Annotated in this window: 8 protein-coding genes and 3 pseudogenes; 5 read left to right on the forward strand and 6 right to left on the reverse strand. The window is 39.2% G+C overall.

What is annotated here, in order from left to right; genetic code table 11:
* Positions 1-79: 79 nt before the first annotated feature.
* Positions 80-397, reverse strand: a pseudogene (locus E4O00_RS13350) (hypothetical protein); the annotation flags it as partial.
* Positions 398-464: 67 nt separating this feature from the next.
* Here E4O00_RS13350 and ptsP point away from each other — a divergent pair.
* The 4 genes from ptsP to E4O00_RS13370 are packed head-to-tail and all read left to right on the forward strand — an operon-like array spanning position 465 to position 5426.
* Positions 465-2249, forward strand: coding sequence for a phosphoenolpyruvate--protein phosphotransferase (gene ptsP, locus E4O00_RS13355; protein ID WP_253677838.1), 1785 nt, complete (start codon positions 465-467; stop codon positions 2247-2249).
* Entirely contained in the window at positions 2236-3675 is a 1440-nt protein-coding gene (gene der / locus E4O00_RS13360) for a ribosome biogenesis GTPase Der (protein WP_253677839.1), read from the forward strand. Before ptsP ends, der begins: the two co-directional genes overlap by 14 nt.
* A gap of 37 nt (positions 3676-3712) precedes the next feature.
* The gene (locus E4O00_RS13365; RefSeq protein WP_253677840.1) at positions 3713-4039 is read left to right on the forward strand and encodes a MerR family transcriptional regulator; all 327 of its coding nucleotides are present in this window, start codon (positions 3713-3715) and stop codon (positions 4037-4039) included.
* Positions 4023-5426: a small ribosomal subunit Rsm22 family protein gene (locus E4O00_RS13370; RefSeq protein WP_253677841.1), complete on the forward strand. Its 1404-nt coding sequence runs from the start codon at positions 4023-4025 to the stop codon at positions 5424-5426. Before E4O00_RS13365 ends, E4O00_RS13370 begins: the two co-directional genes overlap by 17 nt.
* Positions 5427-5442: 16 nt before the next feature.
* On the opposite strand, the gene E4O00_RS13375 is transcribed toward E4O00_RS13370, so the two are convergent.
* The 5 genes and pseudogenes from E4O00_RS13375 to E4O00_RS13395 form a co-directional block, all read right to left on the reverse strand.
* Complete coding sequence (locus tag E4O00_RS13375; RefSeq protein WP_253677842.1) at positions 5443-7581, reverse strand: cache domain-containing protein; 2139 nt, start codon at positions 7579-7581, stop codon at positions 5443-5445.
* Between the two features lie 28 nt (positions 7582-7609).
* A complete protein-coding gene (locus E4O00_RS13380; RefSeq protein WP_253677843.1) occupies positions 7610-9892 on the reverse strand; it encodes a peptidase U32 family protein in 2283 nt (760 codons plus the stop codon).
* 65 nt (positions 9893-9957) lie between these two features.
* Positions 9958-10785 (reverse strand): sigma-70 family RNA polymerase sigma factor, encoded by an 828-nt coding sequence (locus E4O00_RS13385; RefSeq protein ID WP_253677844.1) that lies wholly within the window; start codon positions 10783-10785, stop codon positions 9958-9960.
* 146 nt (positions 10786-10931) lie between these two features.
* A complete protein-coding gene (locus E4O00_RS13390) occupies positions 10932-11948 on the reverse strand; it encodes a KamA family radical SAM protein (RefSeq protein WP_253677845.1) in 1017 nt (338 codons plus the stop codon).
* Between the two features lie 19 nt (positions 11949-11967).
* A pseudogene (locus E4O00_RS13395) lies at positions 11968-13204 on the reverse strand (M20 family metallo-hydrolase).
* 155 nt (positions 13205-13359) lie between these two features.
* Between E4O00_RS13395 and E4O00_RS13400 the strand changes: the two are divergent.
* A pseudogene (locus E4O00_RS13400) lies at positions 13360-14608 on the forward strand (Crp/Fnr family transcriptional regulator).
* Positions 14609-14618: the final 10 nt, after the last annotated feature.

A 14618-nucleotide genomic window follows, 5' to 3' on the forward strand; every position in this document is an offset into this window, starting at 1 on the left:
TATAGCATAAATTCTTAAAACTGACAAAGGTCTAAGAGGAAGGGTGCGCTCATCGTTAAACCTGACGGACTTATTAACACTACAGTTTTTCTATTTCGGATTCGGAAAGCCCTGTCATTATCAAAATTTCAGACATCGGATACCCTCTTTTTTTCATAAGTTTAGCTGTTTGTTTTATAGCTTCCGAAAACCCCTTATCCCTGGCATCCATCTCAAATGTTGACATCAATCTATATTCTTGCCTTGCTTGTTCGTTATTTTTTACTGTTTGTATCATTTTTTCTATCCTCCTTGTAAATTCGCTTTTTACCTCACCGGTTTTAAGGTATTCTAAAAAATATTTTAATTCTTTGTCTTTGGCGTTCTTAAATTCTTTCGCATTTATTATAACTTTTTTTTGTACCTTTAGGTATAGTCCCCTAATAGTTGCCAATCCCCTCATTTTCTACTATAATAAGGATAGTATGAAAAAACTTAACGGACTCATAGCTTCCGACGGTTTAGCCGCCGGGCCCTTATATTGTGTGATGGAGCAGCCTGAAACGGTGATTCCGTCTTATTCCATATCCGAAAATGAAATCGGTCCGCAAAAATCAAGATTGGCCGGAGCCGTCGAAAAGGCAAAAAACGAGCTTTCCGAATTAATCTCCTCATCTTCGGATGGGGAAAAAAGCGAAAACGACAAGACCGGCGAAGATATTATCTCTACCCACATTCTTATGCTGTCGGATACGGCCTTTTTGGATTCCGTTTTTTCCGATATCGAAAAAACAAGAATGAATGCCGAGTCCGTTTTAAAAAGAAAATTGGACGAAACCGTTGCGATGTTAAAATCAGCCGGGGATGAGTACCTGAGTGCAAGAGCTGTGGATATTCAGGATGCCTTTGAATCCGTCTTTGTCCATCTCCTCAAACAGGGGCCGAGAGATTCAAGATTTACGAAGGTTCCCAAGGGCGCGATTATTGCAGCTAAACTGATAAAGCCCTCTGAAGCCCTCTTGGTCAAAAATGCGGGAGTAAGCGGTATAATCATGGAAGAAGGCGGCATTACCAGCCATATTTCGATTATGGCCCGGGCTTGGGATATTCCCATGCTTGTGGGCGTAAAAGACTGTATGGATTTTGCCAGAACAAATATGCCTGCAGCCCTCGATGCAGACGGAGGCTTTGTTTTGTTTAACCCTTCCAAGACCCTCATAAAAGAATATGAGGCCCGTATCGAAAAAAGAAAGGCTGAAATTAAGGAACTTTTGGAAGCTCAAAAAAACTATACCGAACGCCTTTCGATTACGACAAAGGACGGAGTTAAGGTTTCGGTAAATGCAAACATTGCCTTCCCCGAAGAAATTGAAAATAAATTCGTTACCGTATCGAACGGTATAGGTCTTTTCCGTTCCGAGTTTTTATTTTTAGAGGACGGAAAAATCCCCGATGAAGATACCCAATTTGAAGCCTATAAAAAAGTTGTTGAGGCAATGGGCAAAAAGCCGGTAATTATCCGCACCTTTGATGTGGGTGCCGATAAGATGATTGATGAACAAGAACATTTACGCGAAAAAAATCCTCTTCTCGGCTGGCGGGCAGTCCGCTATTGTATAGACAGAAAAGAAGTATTTAAAACTCAAATCAAGGCTATCCTAAGAGCCGGAGTATTCGGAAACGTTTTTCTTTTAATTCCTATGATTTCAAATATTGAAGAAATTATCGAAGTTAAAAAAATAATTGAAGAATGTAAACTCGAATGTAATGCTGCCGGAAAAAAAATAATTGAAAAGGTCAATGTCGGAATCATGGTTGAAGTTCCTTCGACGGCTGTAGCTGCCGACCTCTATGCTCCGCATTTGGATTTCTTTTCTATCGGAACAAATGATCTTATTCAATACACGATGGCAGCGGACAGGGAAAACACTAAGGTTGCCTATCTTGCAAATTATTTTGAACCGGCTGTTTTGCGCCTTATCAAAAACGTCATTGATGCACAAAGGTTTATAAAAGAACAGGAAGGGCATTTGGTTTCGATGTGCGGCGAAATGGCCTCGCATGAAGATGCAGCCTTTTTGCTTTTGGGAATGGGCTTGAGGCATTTTAGTATGCCTGCCGGAAAAATTTTAAAAATGCAAAAGTTTATGCAGTCTGTAAATGTCAAGGATGCGGAATCCCTATACGAAGAAATTAAAACTTTAAACTCAGCAGCTCAAATAAAAGAAAAGGTAACAAAAACATTGGAGAAATATTATGCCGAAAAATAAAGACGATTTTTTTGATGAAGAAAATATAAACAATGAGAGTTCGGAAGTTTCGGAATTTTCTCATCAAAAAAAATATAAGAACATTCCCCTGATAGCCATTGTAGGCCGCCCTAATGTCGGGAAGTCTACATTGTTTAACCGTTTTTTAAGAAAGCGCCGCTCGATCACGGATCCGACTCCCGGTGTAACCCGCGATCCTGTTGAAGCTCAGGCAATCGTAAATGGTCTTCCTGTTCTTCTTGTAGATACGGGCGGTTTTAAACTGACCAGGAGCGGGGAAAAGACAGAAGATACTATCGACGAGCTTGTTATGGAAAAAACTATTTCTACATTAAAAAAAGCCGATAGAATTTTACTTCTTCTTGATGCAGGGCTTGCAACTGCTGAGGACGAAGAGTTTATTCAATTTTTGCGCCCCTATTTTAATAAGCTGGTTGTTGCCGTAAACAAGACCGAGGGCGGAAGGCTCATGGCAGAGGCTTGTAACTATTATTCTTACGGTTTTAAGTCCTTGACCTGCATAAGTGCAGAACACGGCGACAATATTTCAGACTTGGCCGAAGTACTGACAGAAGGGCTGGACTTTAGCAAAGCAGAAGAGTTTGAAGAAGATGACAGAATAAGAATTACTATTGTGGGTAAACCCAATACGGGAAAATCGACCTTGGCAAATTATCTTACAAATTCTTCTGCCTCGATAATTTCGAATGTTGCAGGAACCACCCGCGATATTGTTGAAGGCGAATTTTCTTATAAAAATAAAAAATTCGTTATTCAGGATACGGCAGGGATAAGGCGCAAGGCAAAGGTGAATGAGAATATAGAGTATTATTCCGTAGTGCGTGCAATTAAAAGCATGGACAATGCCGACATAGTTTTTCACATGATAGATGTTCAAGAAGGCTTAACCGAGCAGGATAAAAAAATTATAGTGCAGGCTACCAACCGGGGGCTGGGCGTTATCTTTGTTTTAAACAAATGGGATTTGATGGAGCAAACAAAGCAAGCCTTTAAGGATGAGGAAGAACGCATAAAGGTTATGTTCGGCAAAATGGATTATGCTCCGGTACTTGCAATTTCGGCAAATGAGGGAACGGGAATTAAGGATCTTTTAAATACTGCCGTCAAAATGTTCGAGCAGCTAAATAAAAAAATAGAAACCTCAGCCCTTAACATTGCCTTAAAAGATTGGCTTCAGGCTGCTCCTCCTCCGCAAGGCCGTCAAACAGCCTTTACCTTTAAGTACATTGTACAGACCGGTTCCCGCCCGCCTGAGTTTTTATTGTTTTCAAACAGGCCCGATTATGTAACTGAGTCCTATATGCGCTATATTCAAAATAAAATCAGAAGCGATTTGGGTTTTGAAATGATTCCCATTTTGTTAAAGGTTAAGGGAAGCCGAAAGCGCTGGGAAGAAAGGCTTTAGGACAAAACATCACAAAATTAAATTTAAGGTTTTGGCAATGAAAGGTTTTTCGATAGGTGAGGTTGAAAAAATTACGGGAGTAAAATCTCATACTCTAAGATATTGGGAAGAGAACGTCCCTATCTTGCAGCCTAAAAAAGACTTAGGCGGAAGAAGATTGTACAGCTCCCACGATTTAGGTATCATCTATCGGCTTGACTATTTAATAAATAAAAAGAAGTACACGGTTGAAGGTGCTGCTGCCGAGATAATAAATCAAAGTTCAGCACAAGGCTCGGTTACAGCAAAAATATCCGAGCTTAGGGATCAGCTTTTAAGTATCTACGAAATTATACAGGAAGAAAAAAATGACGGAACAAAATAAACCATTTTACGAAAAATTTGTAAAGAAGAATGAATCAAAATTTCATCATCAAAAGAAAAAAGAAATTGATGAAGATCCGAATAAAGAAAAAAGAACCGAAAAGAAAAACAAGCAAGAAGAATTTCCTATAAAAATTGTCAAGACAAAAAATACGGGGAAAAATATTTTTAAAGAAAATGATGAGAACACAAATCGCCTTTTAAATTCCTTTGACCTTATCATAAAAGATGCTCTTAAACTTTCTTCAAAGCAAACTGCTTCGATCCCTAAAGATATCCGCATCCTCTTCCACGAGCTGACAAATGAAAGGAGCTCCAGAAAAGTAAATTACCTAAACAATCCCGTAAAATTAACGGCCTATATTTATCACTATATGTGGTGGAACTTGGTACGCATTTCAAAATTGATAGGCAATCTTGATTTTGATTTAAAGGACGGAGATGTAATTGCCGACTTCGGCTGCGGGCCTATGACCCTCATGTGTGCTTTTTGGATTGCCAAACCTGAACTGCGTGCAAAAAAACTTCATTGGTATTGTGCCGATATTTCGGGGAAGGCCTTGGCTGCAGGAGAGGCTTTATTTAATTCTCTTGTTGACTTTACAAATCAAAGTAAACACGGAATAGAGCAAGTTTCAAACTGGAAGCTAACAAAACTTAACGGCAGCTTCGGTCTTCCATTAAAAGAGAAGGTAAAGCTTTTTGTAAGTGCAAATATGTTTAACGAAATATTTTGGGATTCTTCAATTAAGGTTGAAGGCGAAGCTGAAAGAGCTGCAAAAACCATCCTGCACTATCTTCAAAAAGACGGTGCCGCTTTGGTAATTGAGCCCGGTATTCCTCTTGCAGGCGAATTCATTTCGGCCTTACGCAAAAACTTTATCGAAAAAAAATGCGGGATACTTTCTCCCTGTCCCCATTCAGAAATTTGTCCTATCCCTGGGAAAAAAGCATTTGAAAAAAGCGATGTAAAATATCCTATAGCCTCGGATAAATGGTGCCATTTTTCTTTTTATGCGGATGACGCTCCTTCAAAACTTGTTGAACTTTCCGAAGCCGCAAAGCTCGAAAAAACTCGGGCAAGTCTGTCGTTTATATATTGCCGGGCCGAAAAACTAAAACAAGAGTCTGAATCCGGCAGAGCAGATCATGCTGATTCTAAAAAAGAATTTCTCGCACGCATCAGCTCAGAAATAATAAAACTCGGCGAGGGAAAGATCGGCCGTTACGCCTGTTCCGAAAAAGGCTTTTTACTCTTAACCGAAAAAAAAGGAGCAAGGTCAAAGCTTAAAGAATATGTAGACGGCACCCTTATAAAAATTGAAAATGAAAAAATAAACCGGTTCTTCCATGACAGAAAAACCGGTGCTTTAATTATTCAGGTTTAATTATACTAGGGTGCAATTATACCTTAAACTTATTAACCTCTATAGACAGCTGATCGATACTGGCCTTATTCTTTTTAGATATATCGTGGACTTCCTTACTCGAATCATTTATCGCAGATGCCGCCGCAGCCATCTCGTTCATGCTGTTGGTAATATTTTTTGTGAGTGAATCAAGCTTTTGCATTTCTTCTGAAACCTTAATACCGCCCGAAAGCATTTCTACCGATCTGGCCTTAACCTCGCTCGTAATTGTATTTATGTTTTTTATGGCGTGCAGAACCTCGTTGCTTCCGTTTTCTTGTTCTTTCATAGCATAGACCATAAGTTCTTCTTGCTGTGAAATTTGGTTTACCAGCTCGTAAACATTAATAAAGGATTTTTCAGCTTCTTCACCGACAACTGTAAGTTTTTCGATAATCTGCGTAGATTTTTTCATAACTTCGCCGATCTGCTTACCCTGCATATTTGATTCTTCAGAGAGTTTTCTGATTTCGTCTGCAACAACGGCAAATCCTTTTCCGCTCTCACCTGCATGGGCAGCTTCGATTGCTGCATTCATAGCCAAAAGATTTGTCTGGCTTGCAATGTTTTGAATAATCTCACTCGTTTCAAGAAGAGAGGCCGAAAGAGATGCGATCTGTGCGACAACATCATTTGCAGAGCGGGCCCCTTCTTTACCGCTCTTTGTTTGTTCATATACGGTTTTAATAAGGGTATTATTCTTTTCAAGATTGGTTGTAACCGAAGCTATGTTTGCAACCATTTGTTCTACAGCGGCTGATGATTGCTCGATACTTGAAGCTTGTACTTCAATATCGCTGTCCAATTCTCCAAGCCGGCTTATAACCTGTTCAATTGTCGCAGATGTTTCTGTAACACTGCCGCTTTGATTAACCGCTTGAGCTTTTACCGATTCAATATTTTGAGTAATTTGATGGATAGCACTTGCTCTTTCAGAAATATTTTGTGCAAGAATTTCGCCTACATCTTTCATTTCTTGAGAGTGCATTAAAACCGTCTTTATCATGTGACTGATTTTTTCGATCGTATCCGAAAAATACCCTGTCAATTTTCCTATTTCGTCATTTCCCATTGATGGGATCTGTACTCTTAGATCTCCTTCGGATATATTTTTAAGCGACTTGATAATCATATTAACAGGTCTTATAATAAATAATCTTGTAAAAATTATAATTGTTACAACGAATAGAATAAATATGAAGAGTAAAACAACAGTAGTTTTGATAAAGAAATTTGTTTGATTACTTTGAATCGCTTCAACAGAATATACAAATTTTGAATATCCGATTATATCTCCTGAAAAATCATATAGGGGATAATAAGCGGCTGCATTGTTTCCGTCAATTTTTATCATCATTTCTTTATTACTTATTTGGTTCATAATGGATTCGGAATCTTCCGAATTGTCATTTTCAAAATTAGAACCCATTATCTTATAAGTGTTTTGCAGAGTCTTTGCATATGCACTTATGTTTAATCCGCCTTCCAGAACATCGGAGGTGCATGTCGATATAAAGCTTAAAATAAATTCTGTGTCTACAGCTCCGCCATACTCCACAGAACCTATGTGCTTTTTATTCTCATCAAAAAGAGGTTTTACTACCCGAAAGCCTAGATCGCTTACTCCTACCTCAAGTCCGTATATTTCTTTTTTTTCGGAATTTGCCTTTGTGATTGTTTTTCTAAAAGCAGCAAGATCATCTCCGAACTTTTTTGGATTTTGTACTCTTAAAAATGAAATTGCAGGAGGTGTATGAAAATGAAATTGCTTGGCTCTATATTTTTTATTCATATCGTTGAATATGGGCAGGGTAAGTTCGGTAAGGGTTTCTCTATCCCTTTCAGCAAAGGCCTTTATTATCTGCTCATCCTTTGCAACATTATCCAGTAATATTTGACCCATAAGCTGATAGGTATTAAGCTCATGTGTGAAGGCGGAATGTTTTAGGTCTCCCATCATTTTGATTTGGTCTTCGGAGAATTTTTTTAAACTTCGCCAATCCTTGTAAGCAATGATTATGTATTGCACCAACAGTAAGATAACCGTAAAAAACAGGAGCTTACTCCCGATGGAGTAGAAGCGGCTTTTAACTGAGCCTGCGACAGTTTGAGAACGAGTTTGTTTTTCCGACATATAACCTCCATTCGATACATTCGTAGAGTTACTTTTGTTTTCGGGCTTCAATCTTTACAGGATCGTAAAAACCTTCCTTCCAGTTAAATCTTGAGGTGTCTTCCAGCAATGTTCCCTTGCGGCAAGATCCTACAATATGTCTGTATTCTGTCCTTTCAATTTCAGTATGAGAGAAATCAAGGAGGAATTTATCAAAACCTTTCTTTTCGAGAGCTCCGATTCTGTCAGTTATCGAAAACGGTTTTTCAGGCAATACAAAAGAAGACGATGGTGTTGAAAAAGTCTTGAAAGCCTCTCCTTGTTTATCGGAAAAATATAAAAAATCATAAGCCTTTGGAAGCGTAAATCTCATTCTAAATAGGGCCGGATAAGCAAAAACCGGAATTAAAACCTGCTTTCGCATACCGGGAGCGTAAACTTCTTCAAGGTTTTTTTGAGAGTTCTCGATGGGGGAAACAAACTGCAAAATGTTATTTTCTTGAAGCCATTTTACGGCCCATCGGTTAAAACTGTAAAGGTACGGACCGGCAACAAGGTTTAAATTTTTATTTTTGAGCATTGTGATATGAGCAGGATTGTTTACTACAAATTGATTATAACCTTTTTCGATTAGTTTCAAAAGATAGAGCTCAAGCTCATCGCTTTCGGCTTGACCCATAAAGGGATCCAGCGAAATAAAAATTTCCCGTTTTGAAAAAGGAAGAGGTTTATCGTTTTTTCCCGTACCGGCTAAGGCCTCTTTTGTATCCTCGTTAAGATTGACAATAACCCGTACAGGTCTATCGGAAAGAATGGTGTGGAGGCTGCTTATGGAAGATACTTGCACATAGAGGCCGTCAGGGAAGATGTCGATATTGGATTTACTTAAAATCTTTTTACCCCGTTTGTCTTCTTGTTTATTTTTGGTTCCTGTTTTGGGATCGCCTTTAGGATTTCCTTTGGAGGCAGCCTTTACATTCTCATTAATGCCTCCTGCCTGATTTCCTTCGGGGTAGAGCTTAAGCTCGGGAAGCCTATCGTCTCCCGGTCTTTTTCTAAAGGGGCTTAAACTTTTGGGCAGCACAGGTGCATAACGCTTACTCATGCTCTTGGTCTGTAAGAGGTAAACGCTGTCTCCGATTCCAAAATCGGCAGGAACCTGAATCCATACTTCTTCGGCCGGCTCGCCTTTTTTTGAAGCCGATTTTTCGATCCTTATGTCTTGAATTTTCCAGCTTTCTCTTCCGCGGTCATCCTTTGTATGAAGTCTAATCGAATCTCCGAAATCCGGAGTGTAAGAGCCGCCTTTTAAAAGTGCATAATGCACCTTGCGCATCGGGTCTTCTTTAGTTTTCCCTTCAACCTCTTTAATCTTAAATTGAGCGGTTTTGTCTATCGTGCCTAAAAAAATCCCCGTTCCGCCAGCCTGATTCGGGTTTAAAATTTCTTCGGCCTTTGAAGAAACAAATAAAAAGCTTGTTTTTTTTCGGGCAAAGTCTCCGGCCAAAATTCGGCGGCCTGTTTCGACAGCTTCTTTCTTGCTGTTTTCCCAATTGTCGATTACATGGCGGTAGGCCGAAACTACCGTTCCCACATATTCGGCACTCTTCATTCTTCCTTCTATTTTAAAAGAAGAAACGCCGGCCTTTATAAGATCGGGAACATAGTCGATTAACTGCAAGTCATGGGGAGAAAAATAATAGCCTTCTTTGTCGCCTTGAGGCGTGTGTGCCGTATACAATCTTCGGCATGCTTGGGAACACATTCCGCGGTTTGCCGATTTTCCTCCGAGGTATGAAGAAAACATACAAAGCCCTGATTGGCATACACAGAGAGCTCCGTGTACAAAGACTTCAAGCTCGCAGGATGTGTTTAAGTTTACTGCTTCGATTTCCTTTAACGAAAGCTCCCGGGCTAAAACAACCCTCGATATTCCGAAACGGCTCAAAGCATTCGCAGCCTTGGCAGAAGCTATATTCATTTGGGTTGAGGCGTGAAGCTTTAATTTCGGAAAGTAGGTTTTTGCCATTTGCACGACACCCAAATCTTGAACAATGATGCCGTCAGGCCCAACCGAGTCAAGGTACTTTAAAAAGCGGTACATCTTTTCGGTTTCTTCTTCGGTTAAAACCGTATTTACCGTAACATAGACCTTTTTATTCCTTTTGTGGAGGCTGTCTACGGTTGCCTCAAATTGACTCCATGCAAAATTGGAGGAGCGCATACGCGCATTAAAAGTTTTTAAGCCTAAATATACGGCGTCCGCACCTTCGTTTATGGCGGCATCAAGGGCCTCAGTATTCCCTGCCGGAGCTAAAAGTTCTATGTTCATAATTTATACCTCTAGCCCCATTGTACCATATTTTATAAAAAAAATCAGGTGGGAAAGAAAGACTCTTAGACCGAAACCATTGCTTTAATCTTATTTGTGTCGGCTCTTAATTTTCTTAAAGCTCTCAGCTGAGTTTGGCGGATGGATTCTGCCGAAATGGCATATTTCTTTCCTAAAACAGCAAAGGGAATCGAAGTCATAATGCCGTCAAGGCCGTATCTGTTTTTTAAAACATCTTTTTCGCGGTCATTAAGGATTTCCAAACATTTATTTAATTGTTCTTTGAATTCTTTATCTATAACCTCTTGTTCAGGATTATAGGTATTGCACGGAATAAGATCGTAAAGAGTTGAAGAGTTTTCATCATCAATAGGTTCATCTAAACTGCATATTTCCGTATAGTTAAAAGATTTTATTTTAGCTACAGTCTCGGTTCTTTCATTTGTTATTTCCGCAAGCTTTTGATAAGAAGGTGTTATTCCGTAATTTATTTTGTATTTTTCTTCTTCCCGGTTAAGTTTATTCATTAAGGCTTCTTTTCTTACCGGCAGCCTTATAACCTTGTCTGCCGAATTTAAGTATCGCAAAAACGATTGCTTAATCCACCAAGCGGCATAACTTGAAAATCTAACTTTAAAAGATTTTGAAAATTTAGAAGCCGCCTTCATAAGACCTATATTTCCTTCTTGGATAAGTTCCATAATTTGTGTTTCATTTGAACTGAATTTTTTTGCCATCTTGATTACAAGCCTTAAGTTGGATGTAACAAGAATTTCTATCGCCTGTGCATTTCCTTTTTTTACCTCATCGGCTAATTCTGCTTCTTTTTCGGCTGATAAAAGAGGATATTTTTTGCTGTCTTTAATGTATTGTAAAAGCAAATTGTCCGTCATAATTGTATACCTCATACAAATGACAAGCAAAATGTATGCTAAAATAGGCTGTTTTTTAGTATGTAATAATGGAGTTATTAAAATTTGTGAATGTTTTAAATTAGAAATATTAATTTTTGTTAACGCTATGTATATTTTTGTATACATTAATATGTATACTTATGTATAACACCGTCTATACCTAAGGCTGTAAATCCAAAATCGTCTTTTTGTTCTATGATTTTTTTAGAATAAATAAGGGCAGAAAGGGGGAATTTTCCTCCTCCGCCTGGGAGATCAGCAACAAATTTAGGTCTGGATAGACCTGAGAGCTTAGATTCCGCTCTTTCCCAAAGTTCTAAAGCCTCTTTTAATGGAACTCTGAAATGGGATGTTCCGGCTGCGGGATCTAACTGAAAAAGATAGCCGGGTTTTATGCCCATGCAGGCAAGGCTGTGAAAAAGTTTAACCAGCGTTTTTTCGTTATCATTTATGCCTTTTAGCAAAACGGTTTGGCTTTGAATGGGTATACCGGCTTCAATACAGGAACTTAAGGCCATTTTTTGCTCCTTTCCAAGCTCTGCAGGATGGTTTATATGGAGAATGAGCCATAGAGGCCTCACCTGTTTCAAAAGGTGTAAAAGTTTTTCCGTAAAAAGACCGGGGGCAAATATGGGGGCTCTGGTACACAGCCTTATCAAAAGGTCTTTTTTTATTGAGCGTAATTCTTTTAAAACTTTTTCGAGCTTTTCAAAGCCGCCGCTTAACGGATCGCCGCCTGAGACAAGGATTTCAGTAACCTGAGGATTCTGTTTGATATAGTCCTTAACTTCTTTTAGTTCTTTATCTCCAATGTAGTTTTGAGATCGAGCTGTAAGTCCGCGTCTAAAACAGTAACGGCAATATGAAAGGCATTTACCCGTCGTTATAAGGAGCACACGGTTTTCGTACTGGTGAACAAGATAGGGTGTGATGCAGTATTTTTGCTCGCCGAGAGGATCAGATGTTTCATAAGGACAGGCTGTTTTTTCATGGACTGAAGGCTCAACCTGAAGCCGCAAAGCCCTTGCATCTTCAGGTTCAGCTTCTTCTATCAGCTTTTTAAAAGCGGAGGAAATTAAGACAGGCTGCACGAAGTCTGCTGTTTCGGCAGCCGAAAATTCCCTCCAATTTTTTTCACTCATATTTTAGCGGTTTTAGGCTTTAAATATTTTCGATGCCGAACATCAAGGCTGCCATAACCTTTGCATCGCTTACAATATTCTCTATAAATGCGTACTCGTTGGGCTGATGGCAGCTGTCATCAAGGGAGCTCCAAACAACGGCATCAAAGCCCTTAGCTCTAAGACAGGCTGCTACCGTTCCGCCTCCTATTCCGATTATAGAAGTTTCAATCCCTTTTACCTTTTTTTACGGCTGATGAAAGAAGTTTTACAATCTTTGCATCCTTAGGTGTTGCAGGAGAGGCCTCAGGCTCGTCATATTCAAACCTGATAGTAACGCCGTATTTTTTTTCAACCTCTGAAGCTCTTTTTTGCATTTCTTTTAAGACCTCATTTACATCGTAATAAGGAAGAATGCGGCAGTCTACATAAAAAACGTCATCTCCCGGAATTGTGTTTACATTCGGTACATTGGCTTCTTTTTTAGTCGGCTGAAAGGTCGAATAATTAGGCGAAAATAAGTCGTCTTTTTTGTTAAAGTGATTTTCAAGATCGTTTAAACGGAGGGCAAGATCGCAGGCCGCAACAAAGGCATTTTTTCCCGTGTTCGGCATTGAAGCATGGGTTTGAACTCCCTTTGTTATAACCTTAAGCCAAAGGCTTGTTTTTTCGGCTATTTCTATTGTTTCTCCCTTAGGATCGCCCCCGTCCGGTACAAGAATCAAATCGTCTTTTGTAAAAAGATTGTGCTTATTAAGAAGGTATATGATTCCGTATTGGGAGCCTACTTCTTCATCGGCAACAAATAAAAGCTTAATCGTGTGTTCGGGGGTGATTCCCAATTTGATAAAACTTAAGGCTGCAAAAACTGAAGAAACAAGTCCCTGCTGGTTGTCTTCAACTCCGCGTCCGATGAGTTTTCCGTCTTTTTCGATTACGGTCCAAGGATCGCTATCCCATTTAGATAGGTCTCCGGGAGGAACAACATCCAGATGGCTCATAATCCAGAGTCTTTCCTTATTGTTTTTTCCGGGAATGGTAACAATCAAATTGGGGCGTATCTTTGAAGAGACCCGCTCGTCGGGAGCATCAAGCCTTTCAAAATTATTAAAACCGGCTTCCTTTAGGTATTTTTCCAGGGCTTCACATTTTTTTAATTCTCCGTCTCCGTCGGATTCCGGAGCCATTGCAGGAATGGAGCTTAAAAGCTTTTCCAATCCTATAATATCGTCTGTTTTGGATTCAATAAAATCGGTAATTTTTTTAAAGGTACTCATGTGTTTATTTTATCAAAAAAAGTTCAAAAATACAATTGGCAGAAAATAATTAATAAAGTATTTTAGGTAAGTAGGTTGACAATTAGACTTTTTCAAAATATACTATAAATGTACTGTGTCTATGTTCAATGCACAAAGGTATGAGAGGTTAAAACTTGTTACAGCTGTCGTTTTTGAATTTTAAAAAAGGCTCATATATTCTCATAGAAGGAAAGTCTGATACCGATCATTTTTATATTATACAAAGCGGAAAGGTGAAGGTTGCAAAAGAGGATGAGGTAGTAGCTGAAGAGGGAGGAAATGTTCTAGGTCCTGGAGACTTTTTAGGCGTTGTTTCCTGTATGTCCGGGCACACTCAAATCGAAACGGCTATCGCTCTTACCGATGCCCTTTTAATTTCTGTCCCGTACGGCCAGTTCCCTTATCTAATTGAAAAAAATGCTTCTGTAGCTATGAAGATAATATATTCTTTTTCAAAGAAGATGCGTTATTTGGACGAGGCTTTAACCCGAATTACCCTAAAACGGAATGTTGTAACCGGTATTTCTCATCTTTTTACTATAGGTGAATACTATTTAAGGATGTCCAAATTTGATTTGGCTCTTTATGCGTATTATCATTATTTGAAGGCCCAGCCCAAGGGCGAATTTGCTGAAGCAGCCCAAAAAAGGGTTATGGCAATTAAAGCGATGGGCGTAAAAATCCCTATGGAAGTACTTGAGCCGCCAACAAACCAAATGATAAGGCTATACGATAAAGAACACATGGTTTTTTGCGAATGCCAATCCGGAACCGAATTGTATATTATTCAAAAAGGGCATGTCAAAATCACAAAAATTCTTGATAATAATGAAGTTCTTTTGGCCGTTTTAAAAGAGGGCGATATGTTCGGAGAAATGGCCCTTTTGGAAAATAAACCCCGATCCGCAAGTGCTATTGTTACCGAAGAAGGCTGTCAGCTTTTAGCCGTAAACCGCCAAAACTTTAATCAAATGGTTTCAACTCAGCCTCAGCTTATTGCCCGCCTTACAACTACCTTTGCAGATAGAATTTGGGCAATGTATAAACAGCTCGCAAACACCCTTATAAAAGATCATGTCGAAAAAATGTACGATATGCTTGCTATTCAGCTTGAAAAATCGAGAATTAAACCTGTAAAGGGCAAGTACCACACCTTTAACTTCGGCCCTGTTGAGTTGGCAAATATGTGCGGTATACCTAAAGAAGAAGTCTCAGAAGCTGTTACAAGATTTTTAAAACAGCCCATAGTAAGATGTGACGGATCAAAAATTTCCATAACGGACGAGTTGGAGCTTTCAAAACAGGCCGCCTACTTCAAAAAAAATGCAGGAAATTGAAAAATCCCGTATGAATGCCAGAGCAAAAAGCGGCTCATACTGGTAAAACGGAACAA

It is taken from the genome of Treponema sp. OMZ 788 (genome assembly GCF_024181245.1).
In the GTDB taxonomy this organism is placed as follows: domain Bacteria; phylum Spirochaetota; class Spirochaetia; order Treponematales; family Treponemataceae; genus Treponema_B.